At 60.7% G+C, this 14,697-nt stretch carries 17 protein-coding genes; 6 read left to right on the top strand and 11 right to left on the bottom strand.

The features are described 5' to 3' along the window. Nucleotides 1-361 precede the first annotated feature (361 nt). The 4 genes from HBO12_RS17085 to HBO12_RS17070 form a co-directional block, all read right to left on the bottom strand. Nucleotides 362-553, bottom strand: a complete 192-nt coding sequence (locus HBO12_RS17085) for a PLDc N-terminal domain-containing protein (RefSeq protein WP_003172956.1) — start codon at nt 551-553, stop codon at nt 362-364. A 67-nt stretch (nt 554-620) separates the two neighbouring features. Next, nucleotides 621-1,151, bottom strand: coding sequence for a hypothetical protein (locus tag HBO12_RS17080; RefSeq protein WP_169952782.1), 531 nt, complete (start codon nt 1,149-1,151; stop codon nt 621-623). 41 nt (nt 1,152-1,192) lie between these two features. Next, complete coding sequence (locus HBO12_RS17075) at nt 1,193-1,708, bottom strand: ankyrin repeat domain-containing protein (protein WP_170042765.1); 516 nt, start codon at nt 1,706-1,708, stop codon at nt 1,193-1,195. 109 nt (nt 1,709-1,817) lie between these two features. Next, the gene (locus tag HBO12_RS17070) at nt 1,818-3,644 is read right to left on the bottom strand and encodes a long-chain-acyl-CoA synthetase (protein ID WP_170042764.1); all 1,827 of its coding nucleotides are present in this window, start codon (nt 3,642-3,644) and stop codon (nt 1,818-1,820) included. Between the two features lie 350 nt (nt 3,645-3,994). Between HBO12_RS17070 and HBO12_RS17065 the strand changes: the two genes are divergently transcribed. Then, nucleotides 3,995-4,273, top strand: a complete 279-nt coding sequence (locus HBO12_RS17065) for a DUF3509 domain-containing protein (RefSeq protein WP_038447301.1) — start codon at nt 3,995-3,997, stop codon at nt 4,271-4,273. Nucleotides 4,274-4,326: 53 nt separating this feature from the next. On the opposite strand, the gene HBO12_RS17060 is transcribed toward HBO12_RS17065, so the two are convergent. The 4 genes from HBO12_RS17060 to aroC all read right to left on the bottom strand — a co-directional run bounded on the left by HBO12_RS17060 (nt 4,327) and on the right by aroC (nt 7,686). Then, the gene (locus HBO12_RS17060; RefSeq protein WP_169952788.1) at nt 4,327-4,629 is read right to left on the bottom strand and encodes a response regulator transcription factor; all 303 of its coding nucleotides are present in this window, start codon (nt 4,627-4,629) and stop codon (nt 4,327-4,329) included. Between the two features lie 214 nt (nt 4,630-4,843). Next, the gene (locus tag HBO12_RS17055; protein WP_169952790.1) at nt 4,844-5,389 is read right to left on the bottom strand and encodes a 1,2-dihydroxy-3-keto-5-methylthiopentene dioxygenase; all 546 of its coding nucleotides are present in this window, start codon (nt 5,387-5,389) and stop codon (nt 4,844-4,846) included. Nucleotides 5,390-5,435: 46 nt separating this feature from the next. Beyond that, a complete protein-coding gene (locus tag HBO12_RS17050) occupies nt 5,436-6,584 on the bottom strand; it encodes an MFS transporter (RefSeq protein WP_169952792.1) in 1,149 nt (382 codons plus the stop codon). Between the two features lie 10 nt (nt 6,585-6,594). Beyond that, nucleotides 6,595-7,686: a chorismate synthase gene (aroC, locus tag HBO12_RS17045; protein ID WP_170042763.1), complete on the bottom strand. Its 1,092-nt coding sequence runs from the start codon at nt 7,684-7,686 to the stop codon at nt 6,595-6,597. A gap of 142 nt (nt 7,687-7,828) precedes the next feature. Between aroC and HBO12_RS17040 the strand changes: the two genes are divergently transcribed. Together HBO12_RS17040 and HBO12_RS17035 are read left to right on the top strand one after the other, a co-directional pair. Then, the gene (locus HBO12_RS17040; protein ID WP_170042762.1) at nt 7,829-8,791 is read left to right on the top strand and encodes an alpha/beta hydrolase; all 963 of its coding nucleotides are present in this window, start codon (nt 7,829-7,831) and stop codon (nt 8,789-8,791) included. Between the two features lie 100 nt (nt 8,792-8,891). Beyond that, entirely contained in the window at nt 8,892-9,695 is an 804-nt protein-coding gene (locus HBO12_RS17035) for a hypothetical protein (protein WP_169952798.1), read from the top strand. A gap of 123 nt (nt 9,696-9,818) precedes the next feature. Here the strand turns inward: HBO12_RS17035 and prmB are convergent, their stop codons facing one another. Beyond that, nucleotides 9,819-10,727: a 50S ribosomal protein L3 N(5)-glutamine methyltransferase gene (gene prmB, locus HBO12_RS17030; protein ID WP_169952800.1), complete on the bottom strand. Its 909-nt coding sequence runs from the start codon at nt 10,725-10,727 to the stop codon at nt 9,819-9,821. Between the two features lie 239 nt (nt 10,728-10,966). On the opposite strand from prmB, the gene HBO12_RS17025 reads away from it, so the two are divergent. From HBO12_RS17025 to HBO12_RS17015, 3 genes are all read left to right on the top strand, one after another. Further along, nucleotides 10,967-11,557, top strand: coding sequence for a cysteine hydrolase family protein (locus tag HBO12_RS17025; protein ID WP_170042761.1), 591 nt, complete (start codon nt 10,967-10,969; stop codon nt 11,555-11,557). Between the two features lie 142 nt (nt 11,558-11,699). Then, the gene (locus HBO12_RS17020) at nt 11,700-12,020 is read left to right on the top strand and encodes a hypothetical protein (protein ID WP_169952804.1); all 321 of its coding nucleotides are present in this window, start codon (nt 11,700-11,702) and stop codon (nt 12,018-12,020) included. A gap of 76 nt (nt 12,021-12,096) precedes the next feature. Continuing rightward, nucleotides 12,097-12,654, top strand: coding sequence for a Smr/MutS family protein (locus HBO12_RS17015; RefSeq protein WP_169952807.1), 558 nt, complete (start codon nt 12,097-12,099; stop codon nt 12,652-12,654). Nucleotides 12,655-12,908: 254 nt separating this feature from the next. On the opposite strand, the gene umuC is transcribed toward HBO12_RS17015, so the two are convergent. Together umuC and HBO12_RS17005 are read right to left on the bottom strand one after the other, a co-directional pair. Beyond that, nucleotides 12,909-14,183 (bottom strand): translesion error-prone DNA polymerase V subunit UmuC, encoded by a 1,275-nt coding sequence (gene umuC / locus HBO12_RS17010; protein ID WP_170042760.1) that lies wholly within the window; start codon nt 14,181-14,183, stop codon nt 12,909-12,911. Further along, the gene (locus HBO12_RS17005; protein ID WP_170042759.1) at nt 14,176-14,601 is read right to left on the bottom strand and encodes a LexA family protein; all 426 of its coding nucleotides are present in this window, start codon (nt 14,599-14,601) and stop codon (nt 14,176-14,178) included. The genes umuC and HBO12_RS17005 overlap by 8 nt, the downstream gene beginning before the upstream one ends. Nucleotides 14,602-14,697 lie beyond the last annotated feature (96 nt).

The raw sequence follows: 14,697 nt of genomic DNA, 5'->3' as shown, positions 1-14,697 counted from the left end.
GCGAAATAATGCAGCGGCGTCCTGCCCCGCCAATAAAGGCGCAGGGTCCAGGGTATTACGCGGTGGGCAGATGGTGCCCGATCAACGTCGGCAACGCTATTGATTACTCATTGCGCAGGGCTCCTGGCGGCACAGACGGACCGTGGCAGGAAAATAAAGCGGGGGAATTGTCTTGGATGAAGTGTGAAAATTTTGTGCAGCGAATATCTCGAAACACAAATCTACAGAACACAGCGTAATTAAAGGTGGGAGCGGGCTTGCTCGCGATAGCGGTGTATCAGTACCAGATTGATTGGCTGACACACCGTTATCGCGAGCAAGCCCGCTCCCACATTATTTATCTGCTTGTGCCCGCTGAGGGTCAGATCCGCACATTGCCCCGTGGCCCGGCGATGGCCCAGATAATCAGGCCCAGTACCGGCAACAGCAGGATCAACAGGATCCACAACACTTTGGCCCCGGTGCTGGCGCCGCTTTTGAACACGTTGATGATCGCCCAGATATCCAGCGCCAGGATGATCAACCCGATCAGACCATTAAATGTGGAACCCATGGTGTCGCTCCTAAGTGAGGGTTTGCCTGTTTAGGATAGCCAGCCCTGGCCAGGGTTCCGTTTTATTTCAGACATGCACTGCGATGCGCAGGGCTTCCAGGGACGGTTCGCCCTTGATCCCGAGTTCGGCACACAACGCCAGCACCCGTGGCACGTCGTTGCCATACACCAACACCGCCTGGATTTCGTCATCGAGCAACTGGCTGAAATTCATCAGGGTATAGCCGCCGTTTTCCGGGTTCATGGCGTCGAGCTGGATCTGGATGCGATTGAGCGCCGTCAGCGCTTCGGTCTTGGCCAGTTGCTTGGGCTTGAGGTTGAACGCTACGTCGGGGCCAAAGGAGGCGACGATCTGGGCGAACAGGTCCTGGTAGGTATCGGCCTGGAACAGCACCGTTTCCGGCAGGCTGCCCACCACAATCCACTCGCCCAGGGGGATGGGGAAGCTGTCGTCGTAGTTGATATCGGGGTTGGCCGCCAGGAATCCATCGGCATCGGCGTAGGCCTGACTGGCCTCATCGGCGATCCGCACGATCTCGGCGTCGCCCAGGCAACCGGAACTGATTTTAGTGATGAGTTCGACGAGCGCGGTGTTCATGGGCGAATCCTGTGGCGAGGCTGATTTTGAGGGCGCAAAGCCTACACCAGTTTTTGCAACTGCGCCGTCGTATCCGCTGCTCCCATGGTCTGGGCCGCACCCAGCGCAGTCACACCCTGGGCATCCGTGGCCTTGGGGTTGGCCCCGACGCTGAGCAGGTACTCGACCATCTCGGTACGGTTGAACATCGCCGCCATCATCAGCGCCGTGCGGCCATCGGCAGAAGCGCCGTCAACCGGGTTGCCGCCCTCGATCAATGCCTTGACCACCGCCAGGTTGCCCTTGAATGCCGCGCCGGCAATCGGCAGTTGGTTCTTGTCGTTGGCGATCTGCGGGTCGGCCTTGAACTCCAGCAGCACCTTCACCGCCTCGGCGTGCCCGTGGTAGGCGGACAACATCAACAAGGTGTCGCCATTGTGGTTACGCAGATTGACCGGCAAGCCCTTGGCCAGCAGCGCGGCCAGCATGGCGGCATCGCCTCGACGGGCGACGTCGAAGACCTGCTCGGCAAATTCGGCGGCTTCTTCTTCGGTCATTTGTTTGGCTTGATCTGACATCTGCGGCTCCCTGGAGGGTGTGGCGTAAGGCCGTCAGTTTCCCGAGCAGCGCCACGCCTGTCACCCCTTTTCTCTCGAAAGCTTCGATAGCCAGACTCTATCAAGTGCCTTAGTAGCGATACTTTCCGCCCTGGATATCCGCCAGCACCTGGCCGGTTACCGGTACGTAGGCATCCGTACCCGGCAGCCAGGCATACAGTGGATCGTCGCCGACCCGGGCCGGGTCGAACGCTTCTTCCTTGAGCCGCACCTTCTGGTACTTGAAGGTGCCGGTGGTTTCCATCTTCACCTTAATCCGCAGGAACAGCGGCACCGCATAGGCTGGCATCTGGCTCTGGGCGAATTGCAGCAACGCCTGCATATCCAGGGTGGCCAGGGATTCGGACGGGGTAATCGCGGCCATCCCGGCACGACCGTTGGTGTTGGCGATTTCCACCCCGTAGGCCACCGCCTCAGTGATCTGCGGGTGCTGCATAAAGATGTTCTCCACTTCGGTTGTGGAGACGTTCTCGCCCTTCCAGCGATAGGTGTCGCCCAGGCGGTCGACGAACTGCGCATGGCCAAAGCCGATACTGCGCAACAGATCGCCGGTGTTGAAATAGCGATCGCCCTTCTCGAACACATCGCTCAACACCACCTTGCGGTTCTTTTCCGGGTCGGTGTAGCCATCGAACGGCGCTTTGTCGTCGATCCTGGCCAGCAGCAGGCCCTGGCCGCCCTTCTGCACTTCACGCATAAACCCATTGCTGCCACGGATCGGCTCGCAGGTGTCGTGGGCGTAGTCCACCAGCGCCCAGTGCATCAGGGAAAAGCCGATGGTGTTGTCGAAATTCAGCACGTTGGTGAAGCCGATATTGCCGTCGCTGGCCGCGTACAGCTCGCAGATATGATCGACGCCAAAGCGCTCCTTGAACGGCCCCCACACACCAGGACGCAAGCCGTTGCCGATCATCTTCACCACGCGGTTGTCGCGGTCGCGCTCGCTGGGCGGCTGGTCGATCAGGTAGCGGCACAACTCGCCGACGTAACCCAGGGTGGTTGCGTTGAATCTGCGCACATCGTCCCAGAACTGGCTGGCGCTGAACTTGCGCCGGATGGCAAACCCCGACGCGCCGGCAATCGCCGAGCCCCAGCACACACACAGCCCGGTGGCGTGGTACAGCGGCAGGGTGCAATAGACGACGTCTTCAGGCCCCATGTCCAGGGCAATGGTGCCGAAGCTGGCCGAGGACTTCATCCAGCGGCCATGCTTGAAGATGCCGGCCTTGGGCAAGCCCGTGGTGCCGGAGGTGTAGATATAGAAGCAAGGGTCGTTGAAGTAGATCTGTTGGCTGCTGGCCGGGTTATCCGTCGGGCAGTCCGCGCTGGCGGCCATCAGGTCGATATAGCCCTGGGGCACCGGCGCCGCCTGCTGATCGGCGACATACCAGGTACGCAGCGGATCAATCGCCACCTGCCCCCGCACCGCGTCGAAGGCCTCGACCAGTTCGGCGCCGACTACAATCGCCACGGGGTTGACCAGGGTCAGGCTATGCACCAGCACCGCCTGGGTTTGCGCGGTGTTGAGCATGGCGCAGATACCGCCGATCTTGGCCACCGCCAGTACAGTCAGCAACAGCTCGGGGCGGTTTTCGATAAATAGGGCGACCACATCGCCCTTGCCAATACCTTGGGCCTGCAAGTGATGGGCGATGCGATTGGCGTGCTGGTTGGCCTGGCGGTAACTGAGCACCTGGTCGCCATATAGCAGCGCGGCGCCCACGGGGTTGCGCTGGGTAGCCTGCTCGAAGGTCCAGCCCAGCCCGCAGGGCTGGTCGGGGTCAGTGATGTTGGCGACGCGGATCCCGCGCACCAACCGTGGCAGGGCCCGGACAATGGTCGGCACCTTACGCAACATCATGCCGAGGGTGATCATCTCGCTGTTCGGATTGCTCATGCACAGAAGTCCTTTTTCTTATTGTTGGTAGGGTGCGCGGGCCTTCATGCGGCGTAGGACCGTTCCTGAATGCCTTGCAGGAAAATACGCCAGCCGTTCCTTGGCTGTACACGCAGGATTTGCAATGTTTTGTATCCCGCCCAAAGGTGAACGCCAGCACCGCTCGTCAGCGGCCAATAGCGCAAAATGCAGGATGCACGATGGCCATTCATGCATATTGCACGAATCTGAAAATTTTGAATTTTTATAAGATGCTGATTTATATGATGTTTTTATAAATAGCGATACTGGCACAATCACTGCACCTATCACTCCATGCCGCACAACACGAGCCAATGGAGCCGATAGACATGAGCCTGATCCAAGACAAATTCGCTTCTGTATTCTCCAACTACGACGTCACCACCCAGCCACGTCCCGACGGTGGCATCCTGCTGACTCTGCGCAACACCGAGGGCAAGCAGATCAAGCGCTCGATCTCGTACCAGCAACTGCATACCGCCGACCAACTGACCTGGGTCATTAGCGCAATCCGCCGTGACCTGGCAGAACAGGCCAGCGAGTTGCCACAGATTTCGATGCTGCAAAGCCAGCACCGCTTTGCCCTGCCGACCTACCACTCGGCCTGAGTACCAGCTTGTTTCCCAGGGCCGTGAAGCCGTTGCGCTTCACGGCCCTTTTTTTACCCGCATAAACCGCGCCGGATCGCTTCGCTTGCCGCCTGGACCCGGTTATTGACGTGCAACTTGCTGTAGATATTGCGCAAATGAAACTTCACCGTGGCCTGTGAGACACAGCGGATCCGGCTGATTTCCCACACTGTCTTGCCCTCCGTGGCCCAGCGCAGTATTTCCAACTCCTTGGCGGTCAACGGTTTATCCGGCAACGCCAGTTGCGCGCCGCCGGCCTGGCCGTCGCATGCCTGTACACAGGCTTCGTCTGCCGCAGGCTCCACGGATGGGGTTGGCTCCTCTGGGCTGCTCATACATACCTCTCCGTCTCTTATTGATTTGCACTGCCAATAATCGGATTCCTCCTATTGACAGACGAAATACACAGCGACGGGAGAGTTACATAAAGCCTGGGATTAACACATCGACCCACAGACAAATAGCTGGAACTTACAAACTATAGAGCCCATTCCCACAAACTTTTCCAACTTAGGTGTATTGAATAAGTTTTCGGAGAGTGAACTAACGTCAATCATCCAACCCAGGAAAATGTTGTGCGATGTCACTGCCGCTTACTTGCGCAACGGCCCCGGACGCCGTCTGGAACAGGCTGATCGCGACCACGCGCGGCTCTTCCCCCAAGTCGAACCAGCGCGGCATGCCGGCAGGGATGCGCAGCAGGTCGTGTTTTTCGCAGAGCACCGTGTACACGTAATCGTCGATGTGCAAGCCGAGCAACCCACGCCCGGCGGCAAACAGACGGATTTCGTCGGCATCATGGCGATACTCGTCGCGCAAACCTGCAGCCACGGCATCCTTTTGCGGATGCTCACGACTCACGCTCAACACCTGCACCTGCGCATAACCGTGTGCCGTCATGCAGGTGTCAATTTGCGCCTGGTACGCTGCGCTCACCTCGGCCGCACTGGCGCCGGCCTCGACACGGGTACTCGCCTGCCAGCGCTCGAAACCCACGCCCTGCTCGGCCAGGGTCGAGGCAATGTCGTCAGCGTGGGTCAGGACCTTGTTCGGGGTGTCCGGGGTTGAAACGTGATAAACGCAAAGAATGCTCATAAAAAGGGTCCTCGGGCGGTAAGAGTCTGCAGATGATGGGCCGGGCTCACGGCCGCTCCTCGGGCAAGCGCTGCGCCATGATCAACGCAGCGGCCAGGGCTGCGAGGCTGGCGATACTGAAGGTCAGGGTCGGCCCCAACTGGTTCCAGCTATACCCGGAATACAAGGCGCCCAGCGCGCCGCCGGTACCGGCCAGCGCGGCGTAAAGGGCCTGGCCCTGACCTTGTTGGCGCGCACCGAAGCTGCGCTGCACAAATTGGATGGCCGCTGCATGAAAGCTGCCAAAGGTTGCAGCATGCAGCAATTGGGCAAATAGCAGCACCCACAGGAACTCGGCGAACGCGCCCAGCAGCAACCAGCGCAACGCCGCCAACAGGAAACTGGCCACCAGCACCCGGCGCACCGAGAAGCGCGAGAGAATCCGGCTCATGGCCATGAACATCAGCACTTCCGCCACGACGCCCAGGGCCCACAACAGACCAATCACGCCACGGCTGTAACCGAGGCTTTCCAGGTGCAGGGTGAGGAAGGTGTAGTACGGGCCGTGGCTCATTTGCATCAAGGCGACACAAGCATAAAACGCCAGCACACCTGGGCTGCGCAGTTGCCGCAGGAAGCCGTCGCCGGCACCGCGCTCGCCCGTGGCAGCCGGCTGGGCATTGGGCACCCACCAGCTGGCACCGATGATACCGGCCATGATCAATACGATCGCCACCGGGTAGATATCCAGGCTCAGGGCCTCGAACAGCCGCCCCAGGGCGACGACGGCGAGGATGAACCCCACCGAACCCCACAGGCGGACCTGGCTGTAGCGAGAGGTCTGGCCTTGCAGGTGCGCCAGGGTGATGACCTCGAACTGCGGCAATACCGCGTGCCAGAAGAACGCATGCAGGGCCATCACCAGCGCCAGCCAGGCGTAGCTCTGGCTGACAAAGATCAGCGAAAAACTGAGCAGCGTACACACCGCGCCAAAACGCACGATGGCCAGGCGCCGACCGGTGTAGTCCCCCAGCCAGCCCCAGATATTGGGGGCCACGCAGCGCATCAGCATCGGGATTGCAACCAACTCGCCAATACGCGCGCTGGAGAACCCCAGATGATGGAAGTACAGCGCCAGGAACGGCGCCGTCGCCCCCAGCAGGGCGAAATAGAACAGATAGAAGCTGGAAAGTCGCCAGTACGGGAGTGCGGTCACGGTCAGACCGTCACAGCTGGCCCAGTACCGGGGTACTTACACGCACATCGGCATTCTGCCCACGGTGCCGCAGCAGGTGATCCATCAGCACAATGGCCATCATTGCCTCGGCAATCGGCGTGGCGCGGATGCCAACGCACGGGTCATGGCGGCCCTTGGTGATCACGTCCACCGGGTTGCCATGCACATCAATGGAGCGCCCCGGCGTGGTGATGCTCGACGTCGGCTTGAGCGCCAGGTGCGCCACAATCGGCTGGCCGGACGAGATGCCGCCAAGAATGCCGCCCGCATTGTTGCTGACAAAACCTTCTGGGGTCAGCTCATCGCGGTGCTCGGTGCCGCGCTGGGCCACGCAGGCGAAACCGGCGCCGATTTCCACACCCTTGACCGCGTTGATGCTCATCAGCGCGTGGGCCAGTTCGGCGTCCAGGCGGTCGAAAATCGGCTCGCCCAGGCCCGGCATCACCCCTTCGGCGACCACGGTGATCTTTGCACCCACCGAATCCTGGTCACGGCGCAGCTGGTCCATATAGGCCTCCAGCTCCGGCACCTTGTCCGGGTCGGGGCTGAAGAAGGCGTTGTCTTGCACACTGTCCCAGCTCTTGAACGGGATTTCGATCGGGCCCAACTGGCTCATGTAGCCACGGATCACAATGCCCTGGGTTGCCAGGTACTTCTTGGCAATGGCCCCGGCGGCCACGCGCATTGCGGTTTCCCGCGCCGAACTGCGGCCACCGCCACGGTAGTCGCGCTCGCCGTATTTATGGTGGTAGGTGTAGTCGGCGTGGGCCGGGCGGAACAGATCCTTGATTGCCGAGTAGTCCTTGGACTTCTGGTCAGTGTTGCGGATCAGCAGGCCAATGGCGCAGCCGGTGGTGCGGCCTTCGAACACGCCGGAGAGGATTTCGACTTCGTCGGGCTCCTGGCGCTGGGTGGTGTGGCGGCTGGTGCCAGGCTTGCGGCGGTCGAGGTCGCGCTGCAGGTCGTCCAGGGACAGCTCAAGGCCGGGCGGGCAGCCGTCGACAATGGCGACCAACGCCGGGCCATGGCTTTCGCCCGCGGTGGTGACAGTGAACAGCTTGCCGTAGGTATTGCCGGACATGCAGAGCGCTCCGTGAAATCAGTTGAATCAACTCAACCGTGATAACTAAGCGCGCCAGTATACGCAGGCTCACCCAGTAGTTCATCCTCGAAACCTTCCCGGTAGACGTTGGTCCAACCGGCACCTTCCTCATGATGGCGCGATGATGCTGCGAGTTTTGCTGTTCACCCTCACCCTGTTCTGTACCGTCGCCCACGCCGCCAGCCCTGTGGTGCTGCAACGCCCCATCAGCCTGGACACCGGCAGCGGCGAGTTGTTTGGCTCTCTGTTGCTACCCCAATCTGACAAACCGGTGCCCGTGGTGCTGATCATCGCCGGCTCCGGCCCCACCGACCGCAACGGCAACAGCGCCGAAGGGGCACGCAACGACAGCCTCAAGCGCCTGGCCTGGGTCCTGGCCCGGCATAACATTGCCAGCGTGCGCTACGACAAACGCGGCGTGGCCGCCAGCCTCAAGGCCACACCCGACGAGCGCAACCTGACCCTGGACTCCTATGTGGCCGACGCGGTGGCCTGGGGCCAATTGCTCAAGGCCGATCCACGTTTCGGCCCCCTGGTGGTACTGGGCCACAGTGAGGGCGCCTTGGTGGCTGCCCTCGCCGCCCCTGAACTCGAGCCTGCCGGGGTGATCTCCCTGTCCGGCAGTGCCCGCCCGGTAGACCAGGTGATTCGCCAGCAACTGGCAGATCACATGCCGCCGGCCCTGCTGCTGCGCAGCAACCAAATCCTTGATCGACTCAAGGCCGGCCAGGTGGATGCCGATGTGCCAGGCCCGCTGCAAGGGATTTTCCGTCCCAGCGTGCAGCCATACCTGATCAGCCTGTTTCGTGCCGACCCCGCCGCGGCGTTCGCCCGCTTGACGATGCCGGCCCTGATCGTCCAGGGCACCACCGACCTGCAAGTGGGAGTGGCCGATGCCGAAAGGCTCAAGCAGGCCAAACCCGACGCAGAACTGGCGGTGATCCCCGGCATGAACCACGTGATGCGCATCGTACCCAACGATGTGAAACAGCAATTGAGCTCCTACAACGACCCGCAGTTGCCCCTCGCCGATGCGCTGGGCAGGCGCCTGGTTGGCTTTATCGACGGACTTCGCCCCCGATAAGCGACTATTGCCCCTCCAGTCCTGGAGAAAACGGCCGATAAGCACAGGGTCGACAGCAAAAAGCCTGTCGACTTGCTGGGCTTGGACAGGATCGCGCCGAATGACGAACACCGAAGCAGTACCACAACCTCCCGCCGAAACCACCGCCGACACCGAAGCGGCGGCTGCGGCTGCGCTGCCGTGGGCAGAGGTTGAGGCCGAACACTTCAAGATGCTGCGCCTGGCACCCTTGGCCACCGACCGCGCCACCGGCGCCCGACCGTTGCGCTTTGTGCAATTTGGCTATGCCGAGCGCAACAACAAGGACCACAGCCTGCTGCGCATGGTCATCCAATTACCCGCCCAACGGGTGCGACGCGAACAGAATCACCTGGACGTGTGGGTCGACCACGCCACCCACCGCGTGCATTTTGGCCCGGGCAACAGCCTGGAAATCGAGCCGGCCAACCGAGGCCTGGGCCGCTTCCTGGTGGCCCAGGGTGCCGCATGGGCGAAAAAGAAGTGGTCGCACTATCGCGTCGACGGCGTGGACCTGGCGAACAAGGATGCATTGAACGAAGCCACCCGCCTGCGCCGCGACCACTTTTTGCGGATCCAGGGATTTGATGTGGCCTATGCCGATGTCCAGCATCTGAAGGGGCATGTGCAGCCGGGCAAGGTCAGCGAAGTGCTGGACAGCTGGAACACCGAGAAGGTGCAGTTCGTGGAAATCCTCGAAGCCGCGCAGATGCTGCAACAGGCTGAGCAGAACCTGGCGGAGCAGGAAGTGAAGCTGCGCCACGAAGAAGAAAAGGTCATCAAGTTCAAGCGCGAGGACAGCGGCCTGCGTTTCACCATCACCTGCCTGGTGGCGTTCACCGTGTTCCAGGCGGGGCTGTTGATCTGGATTGCGACGCACCGCTGACAACACGCTTTAACTGATCAAACCAAATGTAGGAGCTGGCTTGCCTGCGATGCGGACGACTCGGTGTATCAGCTACACCGAGTTGATGCCATCGCTGGCAAGCCAGCTCCTACATGGACCGGGTTAGACCCTGGAGGCAAACACCGCCTGATGCTCCCGGCACTGCTGCGCCGTCAGCATGAACACGCCATGGCCACCGTTCTGGAACTCCAGCCAGGCAAAATCCACTTCCGGGTACAGCGCTTCAACGTGCACCTGGCTGTTGCCCACCTCGACAATCAGCAAACCCTTCTCGCTCAGATGGTCGGCCGCCTCGGCCAACATCCGGCGCACCAGGTTCAAGCCGTCGTCACCGCAGGCCAGGCCCAACTCGGGCTCGTGCTGGTATTCGTCGGGCATGTCGGCAAAGTCTTCGGCATCGACATACGGCGGGTTGGACACAATCAGGTCGAAGCGCTGGCCGGGCAAACCGTCGAAGCCGTCACCCTGCACGGTGTACACGCGCTCGTCGACGCCATGGCGCTCGATGTTCTGGTTGGCCACTTCCAGCGCTTCGAAGGACAAGTCCCCCAGCACTACTTCGGCTTCCTGGAACTCGTAGGCACAGGCGATGCCGATGCAACCGGAACCGGTGCACAAGTCGAGGATGCGCGCCGGTGGCTGGGCCAGCCAGGGTTCGAAACGGTTTTCGATCAACTCGCCAATCGGGGAGCGCGGGATCAGCACGCGCTCGTCGACAATAAACGACATGCCGCAGAACCAGGCCTCTTTCAACAGGTAGGCGGTGGGCACGCGCTCGTGGATACGCCGATGCAGCAGGCGCTGTACGTGGGAAATCTCTTCTTCTTCGAGGTTACAGTCCAAATAGCTGTCGGCAATTTCCCAAGGCAGGTGCAGCGCACCCAACACCAATTGCCGGGCTTCGTCCCAGGCATTGTCGGTACCATGGCCAAAAAACAGGTCTTCCCCATGGAAACGGCTGACAGCCCAACGGATATGGTCGCGCAAGGTGCGCAGGCGGGAAGTGATCACGGGGGCAAGCTCCAGGAAAAAACGACTGGCAATTCTAACAGCCTTAAGCTGTACGGACGATGTATGAAAAACCTTTGCGATACGTCGGATTTAACCTGATTCAAGGTTTTTCTGTTACACCGCAGTCCCTCTTGACATGGCTGTAGGCCAACAACGGCGCACCTTACGTTAGTAGCGATTCACAGAACCGCTCAGTCAGAGGACAATGTCGCAAAAGCCCCACTCACAGGAGCCCCAGAATGTCCGTTCCAAAGACGATGTTTCAACTCAGCGGTCGCGGTTACGCACCGGCCAATTTGAGCCACGCGACCCTTGTGATCATCGATGCCCAGAAAGAATATTTGAGCGGCCCGCTCGCCCTGTCAGGCATGGACGCCGCCGTAGAAAATATCAAGCAACTGAGCGCTGCCGCACGCAGGGCCGGGCGGCCCATCGTGCATGTCCGCCACTTGGGCACCGTTGGTGGCCTGTTCGACCCCCAGGGCGAGCGCGGCGAGTTCATCCCCGGCCTGGAGCCGCAAGCTGACGAAACCATCATCGGCAAGCTGCTGCCCAGCGCTTTCCACGGCACGCTCCTGGAAAAAACCCTGCAGGACCTGGGCTCCCTGGACCTGATCGTCTGCGGCTTCATGAGCCACTCCAGCGTCAGCACCACCGTGCGCGCGGCGAAGAACCTGGGCTTTCGCTGCACCCTGGTCGAAGACGCCTGCGCCACCCGTGACCTGCCTTACAAAGGCGGCATCCTCAGCGCCGAACATGTCCAGCAGACCGAAATGTCCATCATGGCCGATAACTTCGCCACCCTCGCCCTGACCCAAGATCTGATCTGATCGCCCTGTCGATGAGCGGCGCGGCCACCGCAACGGCCCCGCTCATCCGCTAAAGCCTGTCATTTACCGCAATTGCCTCCCAGCCCGGAACAAGTTGTTTATCTTCCGGTCGAAGGGCCGATACCCTGGAGGAAAGGTCGGAATGAAGATATCCGATGGTTTTGACGCTCGTCGCTTGCGCCCCAAGGGCCCGAGCAACTGGCGTCTGCGCCTGGGCGTGGCATTTGCCGCGTTGCTCGCGTTGTTTGGCTTACTGCTTGCGTTGGCCGGTGGTGCCGGCCTGTTGGGCCACTCGCCCGCGCTGGGCGAACTGAATGCCAGCCCGGGCGGTGCCGCCGTGCTGCTGGGCAGCGGGCTGTTGATCCTGTGGCTGGGTGTCTGGTTGTGGCGCCGTTGCCGACGCCGTATGCGCCAGCCCCTGGCACTGAACATTGCTTCGCACCTGATGAAAAAGCACGATTGAGGGAACACTGATAGCGTTTTGTCCCGCATCAACCGCCTCGATTTGGGTAAACTGCCCGCCCTGCGCGGAGGCTGACATGCAAGACGACGATTTTTCCCTGTTCAAGAACGAGCTGCGCGGCGTCAAGCCGATCAAGCACGACCGCGCCGACACCGGCAAACCCAAGGCCGACCGCGCGCAGATCGCCAAGCTGCGCCAGGCGGCCACGGTGCGCACTGACGCCACCACGGTGGACGGTCTGTCGGACCAGTTCGTGATTGACGTAGGCCCCGAAGACGATTTGATGTGGTCCCGCGATGGGGTCCAGGAAAGCCAGGTGCGCAAGCTCAAGGCCGGGCAGATCCCCTTCGAGGGCAGCCTCGACCTGCACGGCATGACCGTGGAAAAGGCCCGGGAAACCCTGTGGGCCTTCCTGGCCGAAGCCACCAAATTCGAAATCCGCTGCGTGCGCGTGACCCACGGCAAAGCCGTGCGCCTGGACGGCAAGCGCCCGATGATCAAGAGCCACGTCAATACCTGGTTGCGCCAGCATCCCCAGGTGCTCGGCTTCACCTCCTGCCAACCACGCCACGGCGGTGCCGGGGCGGTGTATGTGATGCTCAAGCGCACGATGCTCGAAGGGCGTGACGAGTAACCCAAGCTTGCAGCGATCTGCCGGCCACCGTACCCTTGCACTTTGCGAAAATCCCACAGGTAGTTTCATGTCCCTGGAACAGAATTACACAGCGATTTTCAATGGGTATTGGTAAGTAGCGAAAGCCAATGAATCCGGGGGTTTGCTCCCTCAGAAATACCCGGATTTACCCTGCCAAACACGGTCATTGGTACAAAAAGTGGTACAAGATTAACCTCCCACCCCCGGCGTCCTGCCGACCGAACACAATCCCCTCATTTACAAGCAACAGACCAAAGCTGATCAAGCCTCGTCGTGTAGCTCTGGCTCATCATCTCTCGGCGCATCCCCCAGTCGGGGTTCGTCGGCACGCTGGCCGACCGCAGCGTTCCCCTTCCCCACCGTCCATTGATCTGGTCCAGCACCGTCATCACCCTGGTGGCTTCCGCAGGCTGCGAAACGGCGAACAGATCGTCGGTGTACTCGCCTGGCTGGCAAAGGTTTAGCAGCATCACCTCGGCCTTGCTGTACTTGAAGCCTGGCCGGTAGATATGGTCAACTGCATCAACCGCAGCCTTCGTCAGTAGACGCACGTCGTCGGTTGGATACGGTAGGTCAACCACCACTCCGTTCGCATACTTGGCCTCCTCCGGGTTGAACATGCCGGTACGGATGCAGACACGGACCTTTTTGCACAGCGAACCCTGGGCCCGGAGCTTTTCTGAGGCCCGCATCATGTAGGTGGCCAGCGCCTCCTTAATTGGCGGCAGCTCGGTCAGGCGCTTACCGAACATCCGGCTACAGCAGATCTCCTGCTTCGGCGGGTCGGGCTCGTCCAGTTCCAGGCAAGAGGTGCCGGCCAACTCCCGGGCGGTCTTTTCAATCACGATGCTGAACTTCTTGCGCAGCGTCCACGGATCCGCCTTGGCCAGGTCCATTGCGGACTTGATGCCCAGGGCGTCGAGGTGGAGTTTCATTTTTCGTCCGACACCCCACACCTCGGCCACGTCGGTATTGCGCAGCACCCAGTCGCGTTTTGCCGGATCGGTTATGTTCACCACGCCCCCGGTCTGGGCCTGTAACCGCTTTGCCGTGTGGTTGGCCAGCTTGGCCAAGGTCTTTGTAGTGGCGATACCTACGCCAACCGGAATGCCGGTACCGCGCAGCACCTGGGCCCGAATCTTTCGCCCGAGGGCGTCCAGTCCATCAATGCCAGTCAAATCGGCGAATGCTTCATCGATACTGTAGATCTCGACCGCAGGCACCATGCTCTCGATCACCGTCATTACCCGCTCGCTCATATCTCCATACAGGGCGTAATTTGAGGAAAATGGGACGATGCCGTGCTGCTTTAACTTGTGCTTGATCTGGAAATAGGGTTCGCCCATTTTGATGAAAGGCTTCGCATCGTAGCTGCGGGCAATGACACAGCCATCGTTATTGCTGAGAACCACGATGGGCACCTTGGCCAGGTCCGGACGGAAGACGCGCTCGCAGCTCGCATAGAAGCTGTTGCAGTCGATCAGGGCGAACACAGGCTGCTTAGACATGGCTGCGCACGGTGTTGGTGATCACCCCCCAGATTGAGAGCTCGTCGCCTTCCAGGATGTACCGCGCCGGATACTTCGGGTTTTCCGATAGCAGGATGACCTCTTTCCCCCGCTTGCACAGGCGCTTACAGATAGGGTCGTTGTTCAGCAGAGCCACAACGATATGCCCGTGGGCTGGCTCAATCGAGCGATCCACGACTGCGAGATCACCTTCAAAGATGCCCGCCCCCTGCATGCTCTCGCCGGTGATTGCGATCAGGTAAACGTGGGGAGCCCTGATATTTAGAACCTCATCCAATGAGATGTGCTGCTCGATGTGGTCGGCCGCCGGCGACGGGAATCCGGCCGGCACCCGGAAAGAGCAAAATGGCAGCTTCGTGCCGCCTTCGGATATAGGGCCTAAAATGGTAAAGCTCATAGAGCAGCCTTTTACAAATACTGTATAGACGTACAGTTAACTTTGCAGCCGGCTTGCGGTCAATTTTTCTGTAGGGGATTTCGACAGACGGAGAGG

The sequence above is a fragment of the Pseudomonas sp. WS 5059 genome (assembly GCF_012985525.1).
GTDB lineage: Bacteria > Pseudomonadota > Gammaproteobacteria > Pseudomonadales > Pseudomonadaceae > Aquipseudomonas.
The sequence above is the reverse complement of the archived record's forward strand: the minus strand, read 5'-3'. Positions and strand labels throughout refer to the sequence as shown.

Excerpts from the sequence above, each read along its gene's own strand:
- HBO12_RS17070 (WP_170042764.1), bottom strand. The coding sequence starts at position 3,644 with ATGAGCAATCCGAACAGCGAGATGATCACCCTCGGCATGATGTTGCGT.
- umuC (WP_170042760.1), bottom strand. The coding sequence starts at position 14,183 with ATGTCTAAGCAGCCTGTGTTCGCCCTGATCGACTGCAACAGCTTCTAT.
- HBO12_RS17035 (WP_169952798.1), top strand. The coding sequence starts at position 8,892 with ATGACGAACACCGAAGCAGTACCACAACCTCCCGCCGAAACCACCGCC.
- HBO12_RS17040 (WP_170042762.1), top strand. The coding sequence starts at position 7,829 with ATGATGCTGCGAGTTTTGCTGTTCACCCTCACCCTGTTCTGTACCGTC.
- HBO12_RS17025 (WP_170042761.1), top strand. The coding sequence starts at position 10,967 with ATGTCCGTTCCAAAGACGATGTTTCAACTCAGCGGTCGCGGTTACGCA.
- HBO12_RS17080 (WP_169952782.1), bottom strand. The coding sequence starts at position 1,151 with ATGAACACCGCGCTCGTCGAACTCATCACTAAAATCAGTTCCGGTTGC.
- aroC (WP_170042763.1), bottom strand. The coding sequence starts at position 7,686 with ATGTCCGGCAATACCTACGGCAAGCTGTTCACTGTCACCACCGCGGGC.
- HBO12_RS17085 (WP_003172956.1), bottom strand. The coding sequence starts at position 553 with ATGGGTTCCACATTTAATGGTCTGATCGGGTTGATCATCCTGGCGCTG.
- HBO12_RS17015 (WP_169952807.1), top strand. The coding sequence starts at position 12,097 with ATGCAAGACGACGATTTTTCCCTGTTCAAGAACGAGCTGCGCGGCGTC.
- HBO12_RS17075 (WP_170042765.1), bottom strand. The coding sequence starts at position 1,708 with ATGTCAGATCAAGCCAAACAAATGACCGAAGAAGAAGCCGCCGAATTT.
- HBO12_RS17060 (WP_169952788.1), bottom strand. The coding sequence starts at position 4,629 with ATGAGCAGCCCAGAGGAGCCAACCCCATCCGTGGAGCCTGCGGCAGAC.
- HBO12_RS17055 (WP_169952790.1), bottom strand. The coding sequence starts at position 5,389 with ATGAGCATTCTTTGCGTTTATCACGTTTCAACCCCGGACACCCCGAAC.
- HBO12_RS17005 (WP_170042759.1), bottom strand. The coding sequence starts at position 14,601 with ATGAGCTTTACCATTTTAGGCCCTATATCCGAAGGCGGCACGAAGCTG.
- HBO12_RS17020 (WP_169952804.1), top strand. The coding sequence starts at position 11,700 with ATGAAGATATCCGATGGTTTTGACGCTCGTCGCTTGCGCCCCAAGGGC.
- HBO12_RS17065 (WP_038447301.1), top strand. The coding sequence starts at position 3,995 with ATGAGCCTGATCCAAGACAAATTCGCTTCTGTATTCTCCAACTACGAC.